Source organism: Streptomyces sp. NPDC050534 (genome assembly GCF_044457745.1).
Taxonomy (GTDB): Bacteria; Actinomycetota; Actinomycetes; order Streptomycetales; family Streptomycetaceae; genus Streptomyces.
The window spans coordinates 165315-182415 of sequence record NZ_JBITHF010000014.1; the positions used below are offsets into that span (position 1 = coordinate 165315).

The 17101-nt window shown below is 70.5% G+C and carries 15 protein-coding genes; 10 read left to right on the plus strand and 5 right to left on the minus strand.

The window, feature by feature from the left end:
- The first annotated feature begins 333 nt into the window (after nucleotides 1-333).
- From ACIBN2_RS37400 to ACIBN2_RS37445, 10 genes are all read left to right on the plus strand, one after another.
- Entirely contained in the window at nucleotides 334-837 is a 504-nt protein-coding gene (locus ACIBN2_RS37400) for a hypothetical protein (protein ID WP_399141308.1), read from the plus strand.
- 655 nt (nucleotides 838-1492) lie between these two features.
- Nucleotides 1493-2509 carry a LacI family DNA-binding transcriptional regulator gene (locus tag ACIBN2_RS37405; RefSeq protein WP_399141309.1) on the plus strand — a complete coding sequence of 339 codons (1017 nt, stop codon included), beginning with the start codon at nucleotides 1493-1495 and terminating at the stop codon, nucleotides 2507-2509.
- 105 nt (nucleotides 2510-2614) lie between these two features.
- Nucleotides 2615-3886, plus strand: a complete 1272-nt coding sequence (locus ACIBN2_RS37410) for an extracellular solute-binding protein (protein WP_399141311.1) — start codon at nucleotides 2615-2617, stop codon at nucleotides 3884-3886.
- Between the two features lie 9 nt (nucleotides 3887-3895).
- Nucleotides 3896-4855, plus strand: coding sequence for a carbohydrate ABC transporter permease (locus ACIBN2_RS37415; protein ID WP_399141313.1), 960 nt, complete (start codon nucleotides 3896-3898; stop codon nucleotides 4853-4855).
- A gap of 1 nt (nucleotide 4856) precedes the next feature.
- Nucleotides 4857-5750 carry a carbohydrate ABC transporter permease gene (locus tag ACIBN2_RS37420; protein WP_399141315.1) on the plus strand — a complete coding sequence of 298 codons (894 nt, stop codon included), beginning with the start codon at nucleotides 4857-4859 and terminating at the stop codon, nucleotides 5748-5750.
- A gap of 6 nt (nucleotides 5751-5756) precedes the next feature.
- The gene (locus tag ACIBN2_RS37425) at nucleotides 5757-6830 is read left to right on the plus strand and encodes a glycosidase (protein ID WP_399141316.1); all 1074 of its coding nucleotides are present in this window, start codon (nucleotides 5757-5759) and stop codon (nucleotides 6828-6830) included.
- The gene (locus ACIBN2_RS37430) at nucleotides 6827-8044 is read left to right on the plus strand and encodes a Gfo/Idh/MocA family protein (protein WP_399141318.1); all 1218 of its coding nucleotides are present in this window, start codon (nucleotides 6827-6829) and stop codon (nucleotides 8042-8044) included. Before ACIBN2_RS37425 ends, ACIBN2_RS37430 begins: the two co-directional genes overlap by 4 nt.
- Nucleotides 8041-9681: a glycoside hydrolase family 13 protein gene (locus ACIBN2_RS37435; protein ID WP_399141320.1), complete on the plus strand. Its 1641-nt coding sequence runs from the start codon at nucleotides 8041-8043 to the stop codon at nucleotides 9679-9681. Before ACIBN2_RS37430 ends, ACIBN2_RS37435 begins: the two co-directional genes overlap by 4 nt.
- Nucleotides 9678-11054 (plus strand): phosphomannomutase/phosphoglucomutase, encoded by a 1377-nt coding sequence (locus tag ACIBN2_RS37440; protein ID WP_399141322.1) that lies wholly within the window; start codon nucleotides 9678-9680, stop codon nucleotides 11052-11054. Before ACIBN2_RS37435 ends, ACIBN2_RS37440 begins: the two co-directional genes overlap by 4 nt.
- Before the next feature lie 141 nt (nucleotides 11055-11195).
- Entirely contained in the window at nucleotides 11196-11627 is a 432-nt protein-coding gene (locus tag ACIBN2_RS37445) for a universal stress protein (RefSeq protein ID WP_399141324.1), read from the plus strand.
- A gap of 89 nt (nucleotides 11628-11716) precedes the next feature.
- Here ACIBN2_RS37445 and ACIBN2_RS37450 read toward each other — a convergent pair whose 3' ends face one another.
- The 5 genes from ACIBN2_RS37450 to sigJ all read right to left on the minus strand — a co-directional run bounded on the left by ACIBN2_RS37450 (nucleotide 11717) and on the right by sigJ (nucleotide 16962).
- Entirely contained in the window at nucleotides 11717-12586 is an 870-nt protein-coding gene (locus ACIBN2_RS37450) for a calcium-binding protein (RefSeq protein WP_399141326.1), read from the minus strand.
- A 181-nt stretch (nucleotides 12587-12767) separates the two neighbouring features.
- Nucleotides 12768-13520, minus strand: coding sequence for a hypothetical protein (locus ACIBN2_RS37455; RefSeq protein ID WP_399141328.1), 753 nt, complete (start codon nucleotides 13518-13520; stop codon nucleotides 12768-12770).
- On the minus strand, nucleotides 13517-15145 hold the full coding sequence (locus ACIBN2_RS37460) for a serine/threonine-protein kinase (protein ID WP_399141329.1): 1629 nt from the start codon (nucleotides 15143-15145) through the stop codon (nucleotides 13517-13519). The genes ACIBN2_RS37455 and ACIBN2_RS37460 overlap by 4 nt, the downstream gene beginning before the upstream one ends.
- Nucleotides 15146-15427: 282 nt before the next feature.
- Nucleotides 15428-15880, minus strand: coding sequence for a VOC family protein (locus ACIBN2_RS37465; RefSeq protein ID WP_399141331.1), 453 nt, complete (start codon nucleotides 15878-15880; stop codon nucleotides 15428-15430).
- A gap of 149 nt (nucleotides 15881-16029) precedes the next feature.
- Entirely contained in the window at nucleotides 16030-16962 is a 933-nt protein-coding gene (gene sigJ, locus ACIBN2_RS37470; protein WP_399141333.1) for an RNA polymerase sigma factor SigJ, read from the minus strand.
- Between the last annotated feature and the right edge of the window lie 139 nt (nucleotides 16963-17101).

A 17101-nucleotide genomic window follows, 5' to 3' on the forward strand; every position in this document is an offset into this window, starting at 1 on the left:
CCCTGGGCACGCCCGGCCCAGGGTGGACGGCATCGGCAGACCACGATCACGCGCGCCTCGCCTGGCCACACCCGCACCCAGACTCGGAGATAACGTCGCTCCCGTGCTGATCCGCGGGCCCTGCAGACCGACGCCCGAGCCGCGGTACGTCCCCCTCCGGATCCGTCATCCGTCCCAGAAACTCTCATCCTGGCATCGGCCATCAGTCCGGTCTAGTGTGGTCATGTAGCCCTAGACCTCGGCGGCCACTGCGGACGAGAGCAGTCCTGGGGCGCAGGCCGTACACCCCTGATCTGCACCTCTCCGGCATTCAAAGGACGAGGGGATGATCCCGTGGGGCGCGATGTCCGGCTCTTCAGCCTTCCTCGCGTATACGGCGACGAGGCCTTCTCACAGCTTGCGCATGTGTCCTCGGCCATGGAAGTCCGACGGGAGATCGACGTCGTCAGAACCTCCGAAGCAGCTCGGGGCATGCTGGTCGGTTTCGGGGTGCCGAAGCTCACGGCCTCGCGCGTGGCGGACGCCATCCGGGTGGGCTGTCACTACATGCGCGGGCACAGCGAGCAGGCCCGCTTCTGGGTCATGCTCGGCACGGACGATGTCGGCGTCACCGTCATCTTCACAGACTGGGACGAACCGCCCGGCGGGGACGACCCCGAATGGCACCCCGAGATGGAGGATCCGGCACGGATCGATTTCGGGCGTCTCGGCGTGCGTACGACCGCCCAGGGCCACCTACGAGTCGGTTGCCGGATTCAGTGGTCCTGGTTGCAGAACGGCCATGCGAACGGCATCGCGCGTTCGACCTCCCCGACCGACAAGGGGCTGCGCCGCTGAGGCGCAGGGTCGGGATCCTGCCCGGCCGGCGACTGGGGGGCGCCGGCCGGGCATTTACTTGTGCGCCTGCGATGGTTCTGCATTCCTCCGCGGCGCCGAATCAGCGAAAAGCGACCGCCTCGGATCACACAACCGGCACGGAGGCGTCCGCACGCCGCCAACCCACTGAAAGTCCTGTTCAGCGGGCCGCTGATGGATCAACGAAGGCTCGTCGAGGATCTCGGAAAATCCCGAGCGAAGGATATTTCTGATGGTTCCGCCGCAGGATCGGAATCGCCTCGGTCGCGACCCGTCGCCCTTTATATGAAATCCGGAGATCACCTCACCGTACGAGTCGAGGCCCTCGCCCGGCGCGGACGCCGCCGCCCTTGACCTGCGCGTGCCCGACTGGAACAAATCGGCCATTCCATAGGAAGACTCAGCAAGTAGGGCACTTTCTCGCGGGCTATTGACTTTCCGCGACTGGAGCGCCGAGGCTACGGGTCGTTCATTCAAACCGGTTTAAACGCCGGCTCGGTGCCCCTCACGGCACCCCGCCTCCGCGCCCGCTCCCGGCCTCCTCGCCGGTGCCGGAACGTGCGGTGGCGAGGTGTCGGGCCTGCTCGGCCGCCTTGGAGGGCCCGTGCCCGGCTGTTCGGAAGAAAGCGGTGTGCGCATGGCCCGACGTCCCACGATCGCCGACGTGGCGAAGCTGGCGGGAGTGTCTCGTGCGACCGTTTCCTTCGTCCTCAACAACCGTCCCGGCGTGGCCGCGGACACGCAGCAGCGCGTCCGCACCGCGGCCGAGGAGCTGGGGTGGACGCCGAGCTCCAGTGCCCGGGCGCTGTCCACGGGCCGGGTCCGAGCGGTCGGACTGGTCCTGGCACGTGAGCCCGAGCTCATCGGCACCGACCCGTTCTTCCCGGCCTTCATGGCGGGCATCGAGACGGTCATATCGGAAACCGGCGACGGACTCATGCTGCAGATGAGCCGCCCCGAAAACGAAGTGGACACCTACCGCAGGCTCGCCGCCGACCATCGTGTGGACGGCGTGCTCCTCACCGACCTGCGCACCGACGACTCCCGTCCGGCGCTGGTCGCCGAGCTGGGTCTGCCGGCCGTGGCGGTGGGAGCCGGTGCCGGCACCGGCCTGCCGACCGTCAACCTCGACGACCGGCCCGCCGTTCGCGAGGCCGTGCACCACCTCGCCGGCCTGGGACACCGCGACATCGCCTACGTGGCCGGCCCCGAGGAGTTCGTGCACGCCCGGCGCCGTCGCCAGGCGTGGAGCGACGCCCTCGCCGAAGCCGGCCTGCCCGAGGGGACGTTACTGCCGGGCGGCTTCACGGCCGAGGGTGGAGCGCGGGCCACCCGGATGCTGCTCGACCGGCCGACGCCGCCGACGGCCATCGTCTACGGCAACGACCTTTCGGCCACGGCCGGGATGGCGGTCGCCCAGGACTCCGGGCTGCGGTTGCCCGAGGACCTGTCGGTGGTCGGCTTCGACGACGTACCGCTCGCCTCCTACACCAGCCCCCCGCTGACCACCTGCCGCGCCAACCCCGTCTCCTGGGGCCGGGCGTCCGCCCAGGCGCTGGTGGAACTGATCGAGACCGGCACCACCGCCGACGTGGAACTTGAGCCCGCCGCCCTGGTGGTGCGCGCCTCCACGGGCCCCGCGCCGGTCCGCTGAGACCCGCGGCACGTCGGTGCGCCCCACCCCCGGGACGGGACGGGGCACGTACGCACCGGCCGAGCCGTACCGCAAGCGATTCCCCAGCAAGAAACGGAACCTCCAATGAAGAAGGCCCTCTTCGCCCTGCTGCCGGTGGCCGCCTTGACGCTCAGTGCGTGCGGCAGCGGCGGATCAGACTCCGGCGCCTCCAACGACTCCCGCGGCCCGATCACGATCTGGTACTCGAACAACGCGCAGGAAGTGGCGTGGGGCAAGAAGATGGTGGCGCAGTGGAACGCCGCCCATGCCAAGGAGAAGATCACCGCGCAGGAGATCCCCGCGGGCAAGAGCTCCGAAGAGGTCATCGGCGCGGCGATCACCGCCGGCAACGCGCCCTGCCTGATCCTCAACACCGCGCCGGCCGCGGTGCCCGGGTTCCAGAAGCAGGGCGGTCTCGTTCCGCTCGACGACTTCCCCGACGGCAAGAAGTACCTGCAGGAGCGCGTCGGCGGCAGGCTGTCGCAGTACGCGTCGCCGGACGGCAAGTACTACCAGATGCCGTGGAAGAGCAACCCGGTGATGATCTTCTACAACAAGGAGCTGTTCAAGAAGGCCGGCCTGAACCCGGAGCACCCCAAGCTCTCCAGCTACCAGGACTTCCTCGACACCTCGCGCAAGCTGGTCGCGGCCAAGGCCGCCAAGGCCGCGATCTGGCCGGCTCCGTCCTCGGAGTTCTACCAGTCCTGGTTCGACTACTACCCGATGTTCACGGCGCAGACCGGCAAGCAGCTGGTCGAGGACGGCAAGGCCCAGTTCGCCTCGGCCGACGGCATCAAGGCCGCCCAGCTGTGGAAGACCATGTACGCCGAGCACCTGGCGCCGAACGAGAAGTACAACGGCGACGCCTTCGCCGACGGCAAGGCGGCCATGGCCACCGTCGGTCCCTGGGCGATCTCCGTCTACGGCGACAAGGTCAAGTGGGGGGCCGTACCGGTTCCCACCTCGGCGGGAGCCGCCGGCAAGGGCACCTTCAGCGACGAGAAGTCCATCGGCATGTACACCTCCTGCAAGAACCGCGGGACGGCCTGGGACGTCATGAAGTTCGCCACCAGCAAGGAGCAGGACGGCAAGCTGCTGGAGGCGACCGGGCAGATGCCCATGCGGACCGGCCTGGCGAGCGCCTACCCGTCCTACTTCGCCTCGCACCAGGACTACAAGGTCTTCGCACAGCAGGCGGAGCACACCATCGAGGCCCCCAACGTGCCGAACTCCGTCGAGGTCTGGCAGACCTTCCGCGACGCCTACACCAAGGCCGTCATCTTCGGCAAGGGTGACCTCGCCGCGGCCCTCAAGGACGCCGCGGCCAAGGTGGACAAGCTCGCGCAGGGCCAGTGAGCAGCCGTCATGTCCTCCACCACGTCTGACGTCCACCGGCCCCGGCCCGCCGCCGGGAGCACGGCGAAGGCCCCCGCGCCCCGGCAGCGATGGCGGTTGCGGCTGGGCGGCCATCAGCCCATCGGCATGCTGTTCGTCTCCCCGTACCTGCTCTACCTCGCCGCGATCTTCGTGTATCCCCTCGGCTTCGCCGTGTGGATGTCCTTCCACGACTACTTCTTCACCGCCCCCGGCGTCCAGGTCGACCGCCCCTTCGTGGGCCTGGACAACTACACGACGGTGCTGACCGACCCCGAGGTATGGCGCTCGTTCCTCAACATCGCCGTCTTCCTGGTCATCAACGTGCCGCTGACCGCCGTGGGCTCCCTGGTCCTGGCCAACGCACTCAACAAGAAGCTGCCCTTCCGGTCCTTCTTCCGCACCGCCTACTACATCCCCTACATCACGGCCAGTGTCGCGGTCGTCGGTGTGTGGCTGTTCCTGTTCAACAGCGACGGGCTGGTCAACCAGGCGCTCGGCCCGCTGGCTCCGGATCCGTCCTGGCTGGTCAACTCCCACCTCGCCATGCCGGTCGTGGCCGTGTTCGTGGCGTGGAAGCAACTGGGCTTCTTCGTGGTGCTGTATCTGTCGGCACTGCAGAACGTGCCCCAGGAGCTCTACGAGTCGGCGGCCATCGACGGCGCCGGACGGCTGCGCATGTTCCGCTCCATCACCGTTCCCGCGGTCCGCCCGGCCACCCTCCTGGTCCTGATCCTGGCCACCATCACCGGCGCCAACCTCTTCACCGAGCCCTATCTGCTCACCAGTGGCGGCGGCCCCGACGGCGCGACGACCTCGCCCGTCCTGCTGATGTACCAGCGGGGCCTGCAGCAGGGCCACCCCGACGAGGCGGCGGCCATCGGCGTGATCCTCGTCGTGCTGATCACCGCCATCTCACTCGTCTACCGGCGCCTCGTGGAGAGGGACTGAGATGACCACCGACCTCGCAGCCCCGCCCACCGGCCGGCGCCGCACCACCGACCACGCCGCGCGGCCCCGCACCCGGTCGATCGGCTCCCGCATCGCGCTGCTCATCGGCGCGTTCGCGTTCCTCTTCCCCTTCTACTACATGATCGTCGGCTCCCTCCAGAAGGAGCCCGACCCCAGCCCCTCCGGAGCGTTCCCCACCCCGTCCAACCTGAGCCTGCACAACTACGCGCAGATCGACTCGGCGATCTCGCTGGGCCGTTCGCTGGTGAACTCCGGCATCTTCACCGGCGGCGTGATCATCTGCACCACCGTGTTCGGCCTGCTCGCGGGCTACGCTCTGGCCCGGCTGCACTTCCGCGGCCGCGGCTCGACGTTCGCCCTGGTCCTGCTGGTCCAGGTGGTGCCGTTCCAGCTGCTGCTGATCCCGCTCTACGTGCTGATCGTCCGCGACTACGGTCTCGCCGACTCCTACCTCGGCATGATCCTGCCGTTCGCGATCAACACCAGTGCCGTGTTCATCTTCCGGCAGTTCTTCCTGCAACTGCCGGTCGCCATGTTCGAGGCGGCCCGCATCGACGGCGCCGGCGAGCTGCAGATCCTGTTCCGCATCGCGCTGCCGCTGTGCAAACCGGCCCTGATGTCGGTCGTGCTGCTCAGCTTCACCGGGCCCTGGAACGAGTTCCTCTGGCCGTTCCTGGTGACCAAGCAGCAGGACATGCAGCCCCTTGCCGTCTCGCTGGCCAACTACATCAGCACCGTCGCCTCCGCCGCCGCCAACCCGTTCGGCGCCATCCTCGCCGGAGCCTGCGTCCTGGCCGCGCCCGCCGTGGCCCTCTACCTCGTCTTCCAGAGCCGGTTCAACTCCACCGACATCGACTCAGCAACGAAGGGCTGAACTTTCGTGTCCCACAGCACCACCGCCCCTGTCCCCTACACCCTGACCCGAGTCGGCGTCGTGATGTCCCCGCTGCCCGGCGAGGCCGACGAGGTCGAGGGCGTGCTCAACCCGGCCTCCGGCCGCACGCCCGACGGCCGGCTGCACCTGCTGCCCCGGCTCGTGTCCGAGGGCAACGTCTCCCGCGTCGGCCTCGCCGAGGTCACCCTGGACAACGGCGTGCCCACCGGCGTCGAGCGCCGCGGCGTCGTCCTCGCACCCGACGCAGGCTGGGAACGCGGCAAGAACAACGCCGGCGTGGAGGACCCCCGCACCACCTGGATCGAGGATCTGGGCCGGCACGTCATGTCGTACGTGGCCTACGGGCCGCTCGGCCCCAAGCCCGCCCTCGCCGTCTCCGAGAACCTGGTCGACTGGGAGCGCCTCGGCCCCCTGCAGTTCGCCTACCAGCCCGACCTGGACACCGACCTCAACCTCTTCCCCAACAAGGACGTCGTGCACTTCCCCGAGCCCGTGCCGGGCCCGGACGGCACGATGTGCTACGCCATGCTGCACCGCCCGATGTGGGACCTGGGCTGGTTCCGTCCCGGCGAGGGCGTGCACCTGCCCGCCGGCGTGAGCGACGAGCGCCCCGGCATCTGGATCTCGTACGTATCCGTCGACGAGGTCAAGCAGGACCTGAGCGCCCTGACCCGGCCGCGCCACCACCGCCTGGTCGCCCTGTCCGAGTACGCCTGGGAAGAGCTCAAGATCGGCGCCGGTCCGGCTCCGATCCGGGTCGACGAGGGGTGGCTGCTGATCCACCACGGCGTCTCGGGCACCATCGAGGACCCCTTCGCGCAGGCCCAGACGGTCAACTACGCCGCCGGCGCGATGATCCTCGACCCCGCCGACCCCAGCCGCGTCATCGCCCGCACCTCCGAGCCGCTGATGGCCCCGGAGACCGAGGAGGAACGATCCGGCACCGTGCCCAACGTGGTCTTCCCGACCGCGATCGAGGAGATCGACGGCGTGCGCTACGTCTTCTACGGCATGGCGGACGCGCACATCGGCGTGGCCCGACTGGACCGGTCCGAATGATGCACGGCCCCGCCGGGCACGCCGTCGCACTGGTCGGCTGCGGAGCCTTCGGCACGTTCGTGCTGGACGCCGTACGCGACCTTCCCGATGTCCGGGTCGCCGCCTGCGCCGACGCCGACCGGCAGCGGGCGCAGACGCTCGCCGGCCGCTGCGGCGCGGCCGTCCACACGAGCGTGGAGGAGGTGGTCGCGCTGGCGGACGTCGACGTGGTCGTCCTGGCCACCCCGCCGGCCGCGCACGCGGACGCCGCGGTGACCGCCCTCCGCGCGGGCAAGCACGTCTTCTGCGAGAAACCCATGGCGCTCACCGTCGAGGACGCCGTGCGCGTCGAGGTGGAGAGCCGCCGCTCGCCAGGTGTGTTCGTGGTCGACCACGTGCTGCGCTACAACCCGGTCCTGCGGCTGCTGAAGCGGCTCGGACAGGAGCAACTCCTGGACCCGCTGCGGCGGTTCGCCTTCGAGAACGACGCCTCCGACGAGGACCTCGACGACGGCCACTGGTTCTGGGACGCGGCGCACAGCGGCGGCATCCACGTCGAGCACGGCGTGCATTTCTTCGACGCCGCCAACGCCCTGATGGGCAGCGACCCGCTCCAGGTGCAGGGCACCGAGGTGCGGCGGGACGGCGGACCGGTGGACATCGTGGTGGCCACCGCCGTCCACCCCGGCGGCGCGGTCGCCACCCACACCCACTCCTTCACCCACGCCCACCGGGCCGAGCGTCAGCTGATGCGGCTCGACTACGGCTTCGCCGAGGCCCGCGTCACCGGCTGGATCCCGACGTACGCCACGATCACCGCGTGGACCGACGAGGCGGGCGCGGCCCGCTGGGAGGCACTGCCCGCACGGGCCGGCGAACTGCTCGCGGTTCCCGGGCTGCGGCCGCACGGCCAGGAGCGCATCACGGTGTCCGTGGCGCGCGACGCCGGCCCCGCCCGGCCGGCCAGCGGCCGGGGAGTCACGCGCAGCGTCCCGCACCGGGTCGACTGCGTCGTGGACCTGGGCGGGGAGGACCGCAAACAGCACGTGTACGCCGAGAGCGTGCGGGCGGCCATGGCAGACCTCCTGCACTGCGCGGTGCACGGCGGCACCCCGCAGGCCGACGCCACGGCCGGGCTGACCGCGGTGGCCGTGGCCCGGGCGGCGACCCGGTCCGCGCAGAGCGGCCGCACCGTGTCCCTCACCACCCCCGTTCCCGTCGGAGGCGCCCGATGACGGCGGTACCCGAACCCGCCGGTCCCGTCCCGTGGTGGCGGGAGGCGGTCTGCTACGAGATCCACCCGCGCGCCTTCGCGGACGGCAACGCCGACGGCACCGGCGACCTGCCCGGAGCCACCGCCCGGCTGGATCACCTGGCACAGCTGGGCGTCGACGCGGTGTGGATCACCCCCTTCTACCCCTCGCCACTGGCGGACGGCGGTTACGACATCGCCGACCACACCGGCGTCGCGGCAGACCTCGGCACACCGGCCGACTTCGACACCCTGGTGGCGAAGGCACACGCCCTCGGGATCAAGGTCCTTGTCGACGTGGTCCCCAACCACACCTCCCACCGGCATCCTTGGTTCCGCGAGGCGCTCACCGCCACACCCGGCTCCCCCGCCCGGCAGCGGTACATGTTCCGGGAAGGGCGCGGCGAAAAGGGCGAACTGCCGCCCAACGACTGGCAGTCCGCCTTCGGCGGCCCCGCCTGGACCCGGGTCGAGGAGGCCGACGGCCTCCCCGGGCAGTGGTACCTGCACCTGCACGCGCCCGAGCAGCCCGACCTCAACTGGCGCCACCCGGAGGTGGTCGCCGACTTCGAACGGATCCTGAGGCACTGGCTGGACCATGGTGTCGACGGCTTCCGCGTCGATGTGGCTCACACCCTGTTCAAGGCCGATGGCCTGCCCGACGCCGGCCCCGGCCAGCACCAGGACGTCCACCGCAACCACCTCATGCCCTACTACGACCAGGAGGAACTGCACCCGCTCTTCAGGACCTGGCGCACCCTGCTGGACCAACACCCCGCTCCCGCAGGGGCGGTGGCCCCGCCCGAGCGCGTGATGGTGGCCGAGGCGGGCATCTTCGACCGCGAGCGGCTGGCCCGCTACGTCGCCCCGGGCGAGATGCAGCAGACCTTCAACTTCGCCTTCCTGGAATGCCCTTGGGACGGACCGGCGATGCGCGAGGTGGTCGAGCAGTCGGCACGCGCCATGCAGGCGGTGGGCGCTCCCGTCACCTGGGTCCTCTCCAGCCATGACGCGATCCGTCCGGTCACCCGGTACGGGGGCGGCCGCCTCGGTGAGCGGCGTGCCCGTGCGGCGGCCCTGCTGATGCTGGCGCTGCCCGGCGCGGCCTACGTCTACCAGGGTGAGGAACTGGGCCTGCCGCAGGCCCAGATCCCCGACGACCGGCTCCGTGACCCCCTGTGGGAACGCTCCGAGCACCGCCATCGCGGACGCGACGGCTGCCGGGTGCCGCTCCCCTGGTCCGGCACCGCCCCTCCGTACGGCTTCACCGAGGCCGCGCCCGAGGACTGCTGGTTCCCGCAGCCCGCCGACTGGGCCGAACTCACCGTCGCGGCGCAGCAGGCCGACGAACACTCCATGCTCGCGCTGTACCGGACGGCACTGCGTCTGCGCCGCGACCACCCCGCCCCGGACACCGTGCTGCACCTTCAGGGCCCCGCGGGCGGCGAGTGGTTCGCCTTCGACCGGTCGGACCGGCTGCGCTGCCTGGTCAACTTCTCGCCGCGCCCCGTCCCGCTGGACGACGGCGCGCGGGTGCTGCTGTCCAGCGCACCGCTCGACGGCCGCGAGGTCCCCCAGGACACCGCCGTATGGACGACCTACGAGGAGTACCCCCGATGAACGACAGACCCGGCGTCGACCTGTCCGCCCTGGTGAAGGCGTACGACGTCCGCGGCCTGGTCCCGGACCAGCTCGACGAGGGGCTCGCCCGGCTGTTCGGCGCCGCCTTCGTCGAGACGACCGGTGCCGCCGCCATCGTGACCGGCCACGACATGCGGTCCAGCTCACCCGCGCTGGCCCGCGCCTTCGCGGAGGGCGCCACCGGACAGGGCGCCGACGTCACCGAGATCGGCCTGTGCTCGACGGACGAGCTGTACTTCGCGAGCGGCGCCCTGCACCTGCCCGGCGCGATGTTCACCGCCAGCCACAACCCGGCCCGCTACAACGGCATCAAGATGTGCCGGGCCGGTGCGGCACCGATCGGCCAGGAGACCGGGCTGCACGCCATCCGCACGCTCGTCGAACGCTGGGCGTCCGGCGAACGACTGCCCGCCCCGCGCCGCCCTACGGGCTCGATCACGCAGCGGGACATGCTGAAGGACTACGCGGCCCACCTGCTGAACCTGGTCGACGTGAGCGCCGTCCGCCCGCTGCGCATCGTGGTGGACGCCGGCAACGGCATGAGCGGACTGACCGTGCCGGCCGTCTTCCACGACGTGCCGGTGGAGATCGTCCCGCTGTACTTCGAACTCGACGGCACCTTCCCCCACCACGAGGCCAACCCGCTCGAGCCCGCCAACATCGTCGACCTGCAGCGCGTCGTACGGGAAACGGGGGCCGACCTGGGCCTGGCCTTCGACGGCGACGCCGACCGCTGCTTCGTGGTCGACGAACGCGGCGAGGCGGTGAGCCCCTCCGCCATCACCGCGCTGATCGCCGCACGGCTGCTGGCCGACCACCCGGCAAGCACCGTGCTGCACAACCTGATCACGTCACGGACCGTGCCCGAGGTGGTCCGCGAGCTGGGTGGCACCCCGGTCCGCACACGGGTGGGCCATTCCTTCATCAAGGCCGAAATGGCCCGCACGCAGGCGGTGTTCGGGGGCGAGCACTCGGCGCACTACTACTTCCGCGACTTCTACAACGCGGACACCGGCATGCTCGCCGCACTCCACGTCGTCGCCGCCCTCGGTTCACAGCCGGAGCCGCTGTCCCACCTGGTCGAGCGCTACCAGCGCTACGCGGCATCCGGGGAGATCAACACCACCGTCCCCGACCCCGGCTCCGCCCTCGCGGCCGTACGCACCCACTTCACCGCGCACACCGCGGCCACCGTCGACGAACTCGACGGGCTGACCGTCTCCACCCCCGCCTGGTGGTTCAACCTGCGCCCTTCCAACACCGAACCGCTGCTGCGGCTCAATGTGGAAGCGGCGGACGGGGCGACGCTGGCCCGGGTGCGGGACGAGGTGCTGGCGCTCGTCCGCCGTTGAGTTCCTGAAGTACAGGACGAGCACGACGCGGTACCCCGGGAAGCATCGGACCGTGCCGGATGTTGATCTCCACGACGCCACTCCCGGCGTCTTTGATCACCCGAAGATCATCCATGCCTTCCAGAAGGGCAGCACGAGCTCATGTTCCAGCGCATTTTGGTCGCCGTCGATCCCAGCCCCGCCCGGTATTCCGCCGTACGTCTCGCCGCAGAGATGGCCGAGTCGTCGGGCGCCGAGGTCCGGGTCCTCCATGTAGTCGCATCCGCCGCCTCGTTGGCCACGGTCGTGCCCCTCGAAGACGACACCGACGCCAAGGCCGTCCTCGACGAGGCCGTGGCGATCCTGCGTGACAAGGGCGTCAAGACCGAGGGCGTCCTGGTCAGAGGCCTGACCACCCAGATAGCCACCGCGATCTCGGAGTCGGCCGAGGAGTTCTCGGCCGACCTCATCGTTCTGAGTCCTCATCACCGTGGATCCGTCGAGGCGTTCTTCAACCCGCGTGTCAGCGACGCCGTGGCGCACGCCGGCCGAACAGCGCTTCTGCTCGCCCCCGAGGAGGACACCACGGCCTGATCGCCGCTCAGGGACGAGCGGCGGCCGGACCGGGCACGCGTGGTCCGGCCGCCGCTTCCTGAGGGGAGCCGAGCATCTGCGCACCCGGTTCAGGGGCGTACGTCTACGTAGTCACCGGGGGCCTTGGCCGGCCCGGTGGTGGCGGTGCCGGTGAAGTTCCAACGCCAGTAGCCGTCCTTGACCGCCTTGACGGTGGTACGCAAGGTTCCGGTACTGCTGGTGTTCACCGTGGCCACCGTGGTGTACGTGCTGCTGCCCTTCGGACGGAACTGCAGTTTCACGGCTCGGCCCGCGTATCCCGCATACCGGTAGGTGTCCCAATTGGCCCGCACCAGCTTGCCGGTGACGGTGATACGGGCGCCCTTGGCCACTGGTTCGGGTGCGGCGTTTGCCGTGAGACGCGCGGCACGCTTGAGGCCGAACGACCCCACACCCGGGGCGAAGACGGAATCGCCGCCGTTGGCGTCGGCCAAGGCGTCCACCGACCAGGTTCCCGCGTTGGCGTTGGCCAGGTCCACCGGATCGTCGCTGCCTGGGGCCGGGTGCGCGTTGACAGTGAAGGTCGTCGTGCACGCCGTCGCGGTCTCGCAGAACGCGTCGGTGGTGTAGAAACCGCCGTGCGGTCCCTTCAGATCCACATCGACGAACGACAGGCCGGAGTCATCGGATCCGGTGACCGTCACCGGGAACACCACGTTGCGCGTGATCCCCACGATGACGTCATGCCCGGAGTTGACGACGGCTCCGCTGACCACCGGCTCGCTGAGCACGGTGCCGGACGCGGCATCAGCCGACGCCCCGACTCCCGCCAGCAGCACGGCGACGGCCCCCACCACGGCAGCGCGCCGACTCGCGATCCCGGCAGGCTTGCGCAACAGGACACCCACCGCGGGGACGGGCGGGGAGGTCTCGCGACCGCCGGCCTGTCTGTCGCCCATCGGTTCGGCGAAGCGGCTCATGATTCCTCCACGGGATGCTGCATCGTGCTCCCAACCACCCGCCGAGCGACGGCAGTTGGCGGCAAGCACGGCAGGCCGGTGTATGTCACCCCCTACGACTGCCGAACCGGCCCGAACGTTGCCCTGCTCCGCGGTGCGGCCACCGGCCGGCGCGACACTCCTGGATGTCCTGCGCCAACGGTCAGGGACAGTCGTACGTGAAGTGAGTGGTGACCGCCCGGTGGACAGGGGTGAGGATGCGCAGTTCGGCCTGTGCCGTGCGGTGGCCCTTGCCCCGGTAGGTCCACCGCAGGTGAAGGTGTGCCTGTGTCTGCCCCCGGACCATCACTTCGCGCAGGACGCCGGACGCCGTACCGTCGCTTCGCACCCAGCGATAAGTGAGGGTGCCCGCACGGCCGTTCGTGGTGACAAGGCCCACGACGTCCGCGGTGTCGTCGCATCCCAGAACCGCCGGCCGGGCCGTGGCTGCAACCCTGTCGACCACCACGGACTGCCCGGAACGCTGCCACGCGAGGAGAGCGAGGACGGCAAGCACCACCAGGGCCGGCAGAACGTGTTTGCGCAGTCTCGGCCTCGGGGGTGTGGGAGGCGTGGACATGGTGGGGAGTGTCCGGAGGGTGCGGTGCGCGATGGCGGCGGTCACGCCCGGGCCGAATCGCAGCACGGTGCCTTCGACACGGTCGGGCCGCGCCGACACAGTCTCCGTCGAGGGCTGTTCGACGAGGGTGTCGTCCGGTTCGGGCCGCTGGATCCAGTGGCTGGCCAGCACGGTGGCGCTGTACTCGGAGTCGGTGCGGGAGAGTTCGTCGTTCGGGGCGTGGCCGTCCGCAGGGCCGAGCTGCTGGGTGGTGCCGTGTGCGTCGGCGGGTGCGAGCACCTGGGTCGGCTCCCCCTCCTCGGCGGGCGTGGGACTGGCGTCGTTCTGAGCGGTCATCGGATCTCACACTGTCTGGTCAGGATCTGCTGCGAAGCCCCTCCGCCGGCGGCCGCGGGGGCGGTTGTGGCCTGAACCGCCCAGTAGCAGCCGTCGTTCTGGAAGGTGTGGTCGACGGTGATCGTGTAGTGGGTGGCCCCGCTGCGCTGGAAGGTCTGGGACGTGCCGTCCGGTGAGCCGAGCTGGATGCCGATGTTGCTCGTGAACCACGACACGGTGATGGAGAGCGGCCCCGTCCCGTCCGTGGTGACGTCGACGGTTGCCGTGGCGGTCGTGGGTCCTGTCTGCTGGAAGGCCGACACCGCGACGTCCTTGACGGCGGGAGCGGCAGGCGAGGTGGCGGGGGATGTCGTCGGTGCCGCGGTCGTGGCCGCCCCACTGGGCGTCGTCGACTGGGCGACGGACGCGGTGGCGGAAGCCTGGGGCGGCTCACCGGTGTCGGTGGCCGCCGCACCCGAGGGGGACAGCGCGGGTGACGGCGACAGGGCACCGGACGCGGTGGGTGCGGTGGGCGGAGCGGCAGGCGCCGCCGACTGGGTGCCGGGCTGGGCACTGGTGGTGGCCAGGGCCTGCGCCGCCTGCTGCGCAGCGGCTCCGGAGGCGTAGTGCATGCCGTAGGTGAGAAGGATGCCCAGGAGCGCGGCGGCACCTGCCACGAGCATCCCGGGCCGGCCGGGCAGCCACGATCGGACCCAGCCGTGGCGCGGCTGCCCGCTGAGGACCGTACGTGCGGTGTCCGTAGTGGTCCGGGGGGTGCGGGCCGAGGGCAGCAGCAGCGCGAGCAGTGCCACCAGGGCGGCGAGTCGGGCGCGGCCGCGTTGCTCCCAGTCGGGTCCGTAGGCGGCGCCGGCGACCGCCTCCAGTTCCCTCACGAAGGCCGCGGCCTGCGCCGGCCGCTCCGCCGGTTCCTTGGCCAGACCGCGGCGGACGAGCTCACGCACCGCCGCGGGGACCTCCTCGACGGGGACGGGGGCGTCGACGTGCTGCAGAGCCAGTTCGGCGATGTTGTCGCCCGTGTACGGCTTGCGTCCCGTCAGGCACTCGAAGAAGGTGGCCGTGGCCGCGTACACGTCCGCGGCGGAAGAGGCGGGCGCTCCGGTCCACTGCTCGGGGGCCATGTAGGACGGGGTTCCGGCCACGCCGGCGCTGGTTCCGGCGTCCACCGCGATGCCGAAGTCGACGAGCTTGGACGATCCGTCCGTCCCCACCAGGACGTTCTCGGGCTTGTAGTCGCGGTGGACGACGCCGATGCCGTGCGCGTCGGCCAGACCCAGCAGTGATCCCTTGAGGACGACGAGCGCGGCCTCGGGTTCGAGTGGGCCCTGCCGGGTCAGCAGCGCCCGCAACGAGACACCGTCCACCAGCTCCATCACGATGGCGGCGCCGAACGGGCTCTCCACGTACTCGTACAAGTCGGACACGTGCAGGCTCTGCAGCCCGCCGAGCAGGCGCGCCTCCGCGCGGAACTCGTGCACGAAGCCCGGCCGCATGCGCAGGGACTCGCTGAGGTACTTCACCGCGACCGGAACGCCGGTCTCCGCGTGCACGGCCAGTACGACACGCCCGCTCGCCCCCGACCCGAGCTCGAGCGACTCGGTGTATCCGGGCACTACCCATGTGCTCACATCGTCCCCCTGGCCGGCGTGCCGCCGTGCATGACCAGCTCCGGAGCGGCTGGACCACGCGTGATGAGACACATTTTCAGCCAGAGCGGTTGCGGCACAGCCCCCTACCGGTGTCACTTCCGGTCACCGCGCCCCGGCCGTCACACGCCGGGCGGACGGATCGACGACGCCGCGAGCCCTGTCGGCGCCGCATCCTCGCAGGTGGTGGGAGTGTGCGACGCGTATCGGGACTGCCGTTGACCGCTGCCGCGGCCGACAGCCCGCCCGTGGCCAGGCAGAGATTCACCTTCGGCTGAGCCCTGAGAAGGCTTCGGTGGTGAGCTCCTGGAGATCAGCGAGCGGTACGTCGCGCAGATGCTGCGTCAGCCCCCAGCGATGACCGAACGGGTCGAGCAGCTGCCCCTCCCGCTCGCCCCAGAAGGTGTCGTTCAGCGGACGGATGACGGTGGCGCCGGCCTGCACGGCCCGCTGCCAGGCGGCGTCGACATCGTCGACATGCAGGTAGATGGCACCGTAGGTGCCGCCGAAGTGCTGTGGTCCGTAGGACTCCAGCTCAGGGAACTCGTCGGCCAGCATCAGGGTGAGTGTCCCGATGCGGATCTGGACGTGGATCAGCCGGCCGCCGGGCACCACGAGCCTGGTGAGTTCCTCGGCTCCGAACGCCTTCTGATACCAGCCGGAGGCTTCGTCCGTGCCGCGAGCGGTGAGGTGCAGGGTGTGGGCGGTGAATGCCATGGTGGTCCCTTTCTGAGATCTGGATGAGACCGGTTCGGACACCGCTCCGGCGAGACGCGCGACCGGTCCGCCAAGTCGACGGAGCAGCAGGGCGAGTTGTCAGCGCCCGTCGGGCCGAGCCGAGCAGGCGGGCCGGCCGGGCCAGGCGGTCATCCGGCCCAAGGCCGCAGCTTGTCCGGGTTGCGGATCGCCCAGATCCGCTGGATGTGGTCGTCGTCGATGTCGAAGGCGTAGACCGTCAGCACGTCGCGGTCCTTCATCGCGACGAGACCCGGCTGGCCGTTGACGGTCCGTTCGAGAAGGTCGAGCCGATCGGCGAGACCCGCCAGGCGCACCAGAAACTCCGCCACGGCCCGCCGTCCCTGGACCGGAACCGGCGACGCCATCGCGCGACCCCCACCGTCCGCGACCGCGACGACCGACGGGTCGAGCAGCCGGACGAGGGCATCCACGTCCTTGGCCTGCCACGCCTGCCGGAAGTCACGCACGATCGCGGCACGTCGCGGCGCCGCCGCACCACGGCTACGTGCAGCAGCCACTCGCCGGCGACCCGCGGAGGCCAGTTCGCGGCAGGCCCCGGGTGTACGGCCGACGATGCCGGCCACCTCGCTGAACGGCACACGGAACACGTCGTGCAGCATGAACGCGACGCGCTCGGCCGGCGTCATCGAGTCGAGGACGACCAGGAACGCCATCTCGACGGACTCGTCCAAGGTGATGTGGTCGGCCGGATCGTTCGCCACCGATCCGAGGGAGAGCTCGCTCCACTCCGCGCGCACCGGCAGCGGCTCGGGGATCCATTCGCCGACGTAGCGCTCGCGACGCACGCGTGCCGAACGGAGTTGGTCGAGGCAGATCCGGCTCACGACGGTGGTCAGCCAGGCGCCTGGAGAGGAGATCGCCTCACGTCGCGTCTCGGCAAGCGCGAACCAGCGGGTGTACGCCTCCTGGACCGCGTCCTCCGCCTCGGTCAGCGAGCCGAGGAGGCGATAGGCGACGTTGGCCAGGGCGCGGCGCTCGGACTCGAGCACCTGGTCGTCCGGCCGCGCCGGGGGCTCGTCGCGTCCGCCTGTGGTCTTCATCGGTCCCGTTCCCTTCACTCACCGAATACGCGTCTCCTCGTTCGTACGACGACACAGCACTCACGAATGTCAGCCGGCGACGCGGGCCGGCCGTCGTCCTGACGATCGCGGGCGCTGCCCCGTAGGTCTGCGTGACGGC

What these genes read in the sequence shown, in the direction of transcription:
- ACIBN2_RS37405 (WP_399141309.1), top strand. Translation starts at nt 1,493, where the DNA reads ATGGCCCGACGTCCCACGATCGCCGACGTGGCGAAGCTGGCGGGAGTG.
- ACIBN2_RS37410 (WP_399141311.1), top strand. Translation starts at nt 2,615, where the DNA reads ATGAAGAAGGCCCTCTTCGCCCTGCTGCCGGTGGCCGCCTTGACGCTC.
- ACIBN2_RS37415 (WP_399141313.1), top strand. Translation starts at nt 3,896, where the DNA reads ATGTCCTCCACCACGTCTGACGTCCACCGGCCCCGGCCCGCCGCCGGG.
- ACIBN2_RS37420 (WP_399141315.1), top strand. Translation starts at nt 4,857, where the DNA reads ATGACCACCGACCTCGCAGCCCCGCCCACCGGCCGGCGCCGCACCACC.
- ACIBN2_RS37430 (WP_399141318.1), top strand. Translation starts at nt 6,827, where the DNA reads ATGATGCACGGCCCCGCCGGGCACGCCGTCGCACTGGTCGGCTGCGGA.
- ACIBN2_RS37435 (WP_399141320.1), top strand. Translation starts at nt 8,041, where the DNA reads ATGACGGCGGTACCCGAACCCGCCGGTCCCGTCCCGTGGTGGCGGGAG.
- ACIBN2_RS37440 (WP_399141322.1), top strand. Translation starts at nt 9,678, where the DNA reads ATGAACGACAGACCCGGCGTCGACCTGTCCGCCCTGGTGAAGGCGTAC.
- ACIBN2_RS37445 (WP_399141324.1), top strand. Translation starts at nt 11,196, where the DNA reads ATGTTCCAGCGCATTTTGGTCGCCGTCGATCCCAGCCCCGCCCGGTAT.
- ACIBN2_RS37450 (WP_399141326.1), bottom strand. Translation starts at nt 12,586, where the DNA reads ATGAGCCGCTTCGCCGAACCGATGGGCGACAGACAGGCCGGCGGTCGC.
- ACIBN2_RS37455 (WP_399141328.1), bottom strand. Translation starts at nt 13,520, where the DNA reads ATGACCGCTCAGAACGACGCCAGTCCCACGCCCGCCGAGGAGGGGGAG.
- ACIBN2_RS37465 (WP_399141331.1), bottom strand. Translation starts at nt 15,880, where the DNA reads ATGGCATTCACCGCCCACACCCTGCACCTCACCGCTCGCGGCACGGAC.
- sigJ (WP_399141333.1), bottom strand. Translation starts at nt 16,962, where the DNA reads ATGAAGACCACAGGCGGACGCGACGAGCCCCCGGCGCGGCCGGACGAC.